The organism is Kitasatospora sp. NPDC059722, from assembly GCF_042733235.1.
Lineage (GTDB): Bacteria > Actinomycetota > Actinomycetes > Streptomycetales > Streptomycetaceae > Kitasatospora.
This window is the reverse complement of the sequence record NZ_JBHWGD010000135.1, coordinates 6,657-12,864: the sequence shown is the minus strand read 5'-3', so window position 1 is coordinate 12,864 and position 6,208 is coordinate 6,657. Positions and strand designations below refer to the sequence as shown.

The window sequence follows — 6,208 nt, the reverse complement described above, 5'->3', positions numbered from 1 at the left end:
GACGGACGGGGCGAGTACCTGGCGCTGGGGGCCGCGGTGGTCGCCGTCGCGATGCTGACCGTCGGGGAGAACCTCCACGCCGTCTCGCGCTGGGAGATCTCCTACGAACTCGCGCCGCCGGCGGGCCGGTCCAGCTACCTGTCGCTGTTCAGCACCGGCATGAGCGCGCAGCTGATCATCGGTCCGTTCCTGGCCACCGGCCTGCTGCTGCCGGCCGGCGCGGCGGGCTGGGTGCTGCTCGCCGCGCTGTTCGCCGGGGCCACCGCCGTCACCGTCCTCGCCTCGCGCGGCGCCGTCGCGGCCGAGCGGGCCACCTCCACGGCCGAACCGGAGGCTCTGACCAGCTGATGTCACTCTGTGTTGCTTGAGTAGGTATATAGTTGCTTGATTGAATACACGCCAGGAGTTAGGCTCCCCTGAACGTGCCGAGGACACCCCTCCGGCACGGAACCATGGGGGTGGGGACTCTTGTCGGCGGAGAGACTCACGGTGCCGCGCGAGGCACTGGACATTCCCGCGCCCCTCGACCACGACGAGTCGGCCGTCGCCGAACTCCCGGGGCTCGCCAGCCTGTTACGCGACTGGCGGGCCCGGGCCGGGCAGCGGCTCGGCCTCGGCAAGCCGCTGCCGCAGATGACCGTCGCCACCACGCTCGGCATGAGCGAGCGCTGGTACCGCGACCTGGAGCGCGGTGGCAGCGCCCGCTTCGACCCCAGGCTGCTGGGCAGGCTCGCCGACGTCCTGCTGCTCGACGCCGACGAGCGGGCCTCGCTGTACCTGTACGCGATGGGCGGCACCCCGGCCGTCGGACCGCACGCGCCCGGTGACCTGAGCAACCTCCAGGAACTGGTCGACCGTCAGATGCCGGAGCCCGCCTACCTCGCGGACCACGCCTGGAACGTCGTCGGCCACAACCGGGCCGCCGCCGAGTGGTTCCCGTGGGTCGCCCGCCCCGGCGCCAACTTCGTCCGCTGGCTGCTGACCGACCCCGAGGCCCGCGCGCAGATGGCCGACTGGACCTGGCAGGCCCGGATGACCCTCGCCATGATCCGCTTCGCCATGGCCGGCTACCCCGGCGACGAACAGCTCGTCGCGCTGCTCACCGAGGTCCTGCGCGACCCGGTCTGCCGCCGGCTTTGGGCCGGCCGGGCCTGCGTGGTCGCCAACCGCGACGGCGACCGGTTCAGCCTGCACCTGCCGCACGTCCGCCCCGAGCCCGTCGAGGTCGTCGCCCAGGTGCTCAGCCCCGGCGGCCGGCCGGACCTGCGCTTCGTCGTGCTGGCCCGGCCCTGACCTGACCCCGTCTCACTCGTAGCGCAGGCCGCTCGGCCGCATCAGGCGCAGGAGTTGCGGCAGTCCGAGGGCGGTCGTGAGGAGCACGGCACCGGCGGCGATCGCGGCCGTCGACAGCATCCCGCCCCAGTCGACGGCGAAGTCGAGCCCGGCCGTGTACTGCAGCACCGCGCCCATCGCCAGGCCGCCCGCCGTCGCCAGCAGCACGCCGAGCGCCATCGGGACGAGCGTCTGCCAGAGCACCGAGAGGCCGAGGACCCTGCGCCGGGTGCCGACGGCGTTCAGCACGCCGAGGACGCGGCGCTGCTCGCGGAAGCGCTCCAGCTGGCCGACCAGCAGGCCGAGCGCGACGAGCAGCACGGTGACCGCGGAGCCCGCGGTGAGCAGGCGCTTGACGGCGAGGTAGGTCGGGTCGAGCGTGCGGTCGAGCGGGAACTCGGTGCGCGCCTGCGGGGCGATCGCCATGACGTTGCTGGTCAACTGCTCCTTGGTGTCCGGCAGTCCGGGCTCCATCGACACCAGGACGGTCGCCGGCTGGCCGCGCAGCGCGGCGGCGGGCACGGAGCCGGGGGTGAGCAGGAGCATGCCGCTGCCCATCCGCCCGTCGGGGTCGCCGCCCACGATGCCCGGGACGGGCGTGGCGGCGGGCAGCTGCCAGGCCGCCGGTTCGCCCTGGCCGCGGAAGAAGGCGGCGTGGACGGTCGTTCCGGGCTCCGCCCCGCTGCTCGGCCTCGACGCCGGTCCCTTGAGGACGAACGCGTCGCCGTCCTTGCAGTCGGGCAGTGTCACGAAGCCGCGCAGCACTGCGCAGCCGGCGATCCGCACCGAGGGCATCTCCCACGGCTTCCCGGTGGGGCTCTCCAGGGAGAACTCGGTGTAGGCGGCGGTCGCGGCGACCCCGGTCGTGCCGGCCAGCCGCTGGCCGAGTCCGTCGGCCCGGGGCGCGCCGCCGGGGAAGGTGACCGACTGCTGGTACGGGCCGGTCTCGGGGCGGTGGCGGGGCAGTCGCTCGTAGCCCGCGCTGACGCCGAGGAAGAGCGTCTGCAGGGCGATCGCCCCGGCGATGGCCACGACGACGCCGCTGACGGCGGCCGACGCGGGCCCGGAGCCCAGCTGGAGGCGGCGGACCGCCAGCTGCCAGGACAGCCCGCCGCCGCCCGCGCGCCGGGTGACGGCCTCGACCAGCCAAGGCAGCAGCGCGCAGACGCCGATCAGCATCAGCAGCAGGCCGAACGCGACCAGCAGCGAACCGCGGGTGTCCTGCACGGAGTTGAGGAAGGCGGTGCGCGGCAGTCCGCTCGGGTTGTCCTGCGAGGGCAGCACGAGCGCGAAGACCGTCACGGCCAGTCCGGCCGGCGGGAGCAACAGCCGCCAGCCGATCCGGCGCCGGCCCGGGCCGCTGCGGCGGACCACGCCGAGCGGGTCGACGACGACCCGGCGCAGGGCGGCCAGGGTGACGCCGACGGCCAGCAGCGGCACGACGACCGCGATCACGGCGGCGATCGCCGGGTGCGGTGCGACGTCCTGCGGGTAGAAGCTGAGGTCCGCGAGCCTGATCCGCCCGATCAGCTGCCGGGCGGCCGCGAACAGGCCCGCGCCGGCGGCCAGTCCGAGCACGGCGCCCACCAGCGACTCCCCGGCGGCGATCCGGGCGGTCGTCCGGCGGTCCGCGCCGCCCAGGCGCAGTGCGGCGAGCCTGCGGTCGCGCCGCTCGCCGCCGAAGCGCGCGGCGGCGGCGAGGAAGACGCCGACCGGCGCGAGCATCACCATGAGGCCGACGGCGTTGAGCAGGACCAGCTTGGGGTCCATCGGCTTGGGCGGCGAGAAGTGCCCGTACGCGTCGATCCGGACGGCCCCGGTGTCCACCGTCAGGCCGTCGCCGCCGAGCACGTAGTCGGCCTGGGCCGGTCCGAGCAGCCCGGCGGGGCCGATGGTGCCGACGACGGGGTAGGGGAGGCGGTCGCGCAGGAGCTGGTTGGCCGGGTCCCGGAGGAGGTCGGCGAGGGCTGGGGAGACCACCATCCGGCCGGGCCCGGGGTAGGCGCCCACGCCCGGCGGGAGCGGCGGGTTGGCGCCCTCGGGCTGGACGACGCGGCCGCGGACGGGGGTGCCGCGGAAGGTCGTGTCGGCGGTGGCGATCAGGACGGTCCGGTCGCCGGGGGAGGGGATGACCTCGTCCTGGAAGGTGTCGTTCTGGGTGTACAGGCGGTCGTTGCGGTGCTGGACGATGCCGGGGAAGGACGCGGTGAACAGCAGCAGCGCCACCCCGAGGCCGACGCCGCACGCGGTGAGCAGCAGCCGGCCCCAGCCGTCCCGGCCGCCGTTCAGTGCCAGGCGCACGCCGAGGCCGAGGTGGTCGAGGAAGGGGGAGCGGACCGTCCCGTCCGTCCGGGTGCTCATATCGCCGCCGCCAGGTCGCGGGTGCGGCCGTCGCGGACGACGACCTCGCGGTCGGCGTAGGCGGCGACCCGGACCTCGTGGGTGACGAGGACGACGGCCGCGCCGGACTCGCGGGCGGCGCGGGTCAGGAGCTTCATGACCCGTTCGCCGTTGAGGGAGTCGAGCGCGCCGGTCGGCTCGTCGGCGAAGACGGCCCTGGGCTCGGTGATCAGCGCCCGGGCGGCGCCCACGCGCTGGCCCTGGCCGCCGGAGACCTCGCCGGGGCGCTTGGCGGCGACGTCCGCCACCTCCAGGCGCTCCAGCCACTCGGCGGCGCGCGCCTCGGCGGCCCGGCGGCGGATCCCGTTGAGGCGCAGCGGCAGGGCGACGTTCTCCAGGCAGGAGAGCTCGGGGACGAGCTGGCCGAACTGGAAGAGGAAGCCGAATTCGGTGCGCCGCAGGGCGGAGAGCTCGGCGTCCGAGCAGGCGGTGAGGTCACGCCCGCGGTAGGTGATCGTGCCGCTGTCGGGGCGGGCGATCCCGGCGAGGCAGTGCAGCAGCGTGGACTTGCCGGAGCCGGACGGGCCCATCACGGCGACGAGTTCGCCGGCCGCGACGGTGAGCGAGGCGCCCTCCAGGGCGGGGGTGGGCCCGTAGGACTTGTGCAGGTCCTCGGCGGAGAGCAGGGGTTCGGGGGCGGTCAACGCTGGGACTCCGTGATTCGGGCGGCGAGTTCGTCGAGGCGCGCGGCGGTGAGTTCGAGCCAGCGCAGGTCGGCCTCCAGGTGGAACAACGCGTGGTCGCAGACCAGTTCGTCGGCGAGGTCGCCGTCGAGCTTGCGGCGGGTCAGCTCGCGCATCGCCTTGAGGTGTTCGGCGCGCTGGAGGTCGAGGACGTCGGCGGCCGGGCGGCCGGTCAGCAGGGCGAGCACGACCTTCTGGTAGAGCGTGCTCTGCAGGTACGGCTGCGGGCTCTCCGGGTGGCCGAGCCAGTCGGCGAGGTCGGTGACGCCGGCCTCGGTGATCGCGTACTTCTTGCGGTCGGGACCGCCGCCCGCCTCGACGCCCTCCACGACGACGAGCCCGTTCTTCAGGAGCCGGGACAGCGTCGAGTACACCTGCCCGTAGTGCAGGGAGCGGTCGCGCCCGAAGTGTTCGTCGTAGCGCCGTTTGATGTCGTATCCGTGGCGGGGCCGGCCTTCCAGCAGGCCGAGGAGCATCTGACCTAGTGACATGCCGGGAACTATACACACCATGTATACAGGGGTGTGAATAGTGGCCGGGTGGGGTGGGGGTGCCGGGCGGCGCTAGGATGCGCGCGACATCGTCCGGATCTTCGGGTCCATTCCACGGGGGAATTGATGACTGATCAGACGAGTGGCCGGTGGCTGGGGCTCGGCACGCCGGGCGGTATCGAGGCGTACGTCCACGGCCCGGTGGGCGAGGTGCGCGGCGCGGTGGTGGTCTGCCCGGAGCTGTACGGGGTGAACGCCTACGTCCGCGGGATCTGCGCGGAGCTCGCCGGGCTCGGGTACGTGGCGCTGGCCCCCGACTTCTACTGGCGCAGCCGGCGGCGCACCGAGCTCGGCTACAGCGCGGAGGAGCGTGAAGAGGGCCTGACGCTGATGCGCGCCCTGGACCGCGACGAGCTCGTCGCCGACGCCGCCGAGGCGCTGGACTCGGCCGTCGCCTGGGCCGACGACCACGGCGTGGCCTTCGTGGGCACGAGCATGGGCGGCCACATCGCGGTGCGCGCGGCCACCGAGCTGCGCTTCGACCTGGCCGCCGTGTTCTACCCGGGTTGGCTGCTCAACTCCGGCTTCCCGCTGGTCGGCCCGGTCCCGCCGCTGGAGACGGCCGGGCGCATCGCCGCCAACGGCGTGTACCTGCTGGGCTTCTGCGGCGAGCTGGACCACATCCTCCCGCCGGAGGAGTGGCAGGAGGCCGAGCGGAAGCTCACCGAGGCCGAGGTCGGCCACGAGCTGGTCACCTACCCCGGCGCCCGCCACGGCTTCGCCGCCGACCGCCCGGCGGACCACGACGCCGCCGCCACCGCCGACGCCTGGCGCCGCGTCCACGCGGCCCTGGCCGAGCGGCTGTAGCACCCGGCCCGGATTCGGGGCGTACGACCACTGTGGTCCGTCGGTGCCGGGTCGTACACTCCCGGGATGGACCGCAGGACACCGCCCGTACTCCCCGAGCTGCCGCTCCAGGAGCTGGAGTGCTTCTCCGTGCTGGTCCACCAGCTGCACTTCGGCCGCACGGCCGGGCTGCTCGGGGTGTCGCAGGGCCGGGTCTCGCAGCTGATCAAGCGGCTGGAGGGCCGGGTCGGGGCGCCGGTGTTCGAGCGGACCAGCCGGCGGGTGGAACTGACGGAGCTGGGGCGGGAGCTGGCCGAGCAGGTGGTGCCGGCCTTCGAGCGGCTGCGGGAGGGCTTCGAGGCCCCCCCCGGGCGGGGGGGGGGGGGGGGCCCGCCCCGGGGGGGGGGGGTGCCAGGGGGGGGGTTAGAGGGGGGGGTGTTAAAAAAAAAACAGACC

6 protein-coding genes and 1 pseudogene are annotated in these 6,208 nt (G+C 74.3%); 4 read left to right on the top strand and 3 right to left on the bottom strand.

The features are described from left to right. Positions 1 to 348, top strand: a pseudogene (locus ACFV4F_RS39735) (hypothetical protein); the annotation flags it as partial. A 120-nt stretch (positions 349 to 468) separates the two neighbouring features. After that, positions 469 to 1,293, top strand: a complete 825-nt coding sequence (locus ACFV4F_RS39730; protein WP_380439241.1) for a helix-turn-helix transcriptional regulator — start codon at positions 469 to 471, stop codon at positions 1,291 to 1,293. A 12-nt stretch (positions 1,294 to 1,305) separates the two neighbouring features. Here ACFV4F_RS39730 and ACFV4F_RS39725 read toward each other — a convergent pair whose 3' ends face one another. The 3 genes from ACFV4F_RS39725 to ACFV4F_RS39715 are packed head-to-tail and all read right to left on the bottom strand — an operon-like array spanning position 1,306 to position 4,906. Continuing rightward, positions 1,306 to 3,693 (bottom strand): FtsX-like permease family protein, encoded by a 2,388-nt coding sequence (locus ACFV4F_RS39725; protein WP_380510248.1) that lies wholly within the window; start codon positions 3,691 to 3,693, stop codon positions 1,306 to 1,308. Beyond that, the gene (locus ACFV4F_RS39720; protein WP_380495408.1) at positions 3,690 to 4,376 is read right to left on the bottom strand and encodes an ABC transporter ATP-binding protein; all 687 of its coding nucleotides are present in this window, start codon (positions 4,374 to 4,376) and stop codon (positions 3,690 to 3,692) included. The genes ACFV4F_RS39725 and ACFV4F_RS39720 overlap by 4 nt, the downstream gene beginning before the upstream one ends. After that, a complete protein-coding gene (locus tag ACFV4F_RS39715; protein WP_380439235.1) occupies positions 4,373 to 4,906 on the bottom strand; it encodes a PadR family transcriptional regulator in 534 nt (177 codons plus the stop codon). Before ACFV4F_RS39715 ends, ACFV4F_RS39720 begins: the two co-directional genes overlap by 4 nt. 126 nt (positions 4,907 to 5,032) lie before the next feature. Here ACFV4F_RS39715 and ACFV4F_RS39710 point away from each other — a divergent pair, with 126 nt between their 5' ends. Beyond that, positions 5,033 to 5,773, top strand: a complete 741-nt coding sequence (locus ACFV4F_RS39710) for a dienelactone hydrolase family protein (protein WP_380439233.1) — start codon at positions 5,033 to 5,035, stop codon at positions 5,771 to 5,773. A 66-nt stretch (positions 5,774 to 5,839) separates the two neighbouring features. Then, on the top strand, positions 5,840 to 6,208 hold a 369-nt coding region (locus ACFV4F_RS39705; protein WP_380510245.1), incomplete at its 3' end, for a LysR family transcriptional regulator.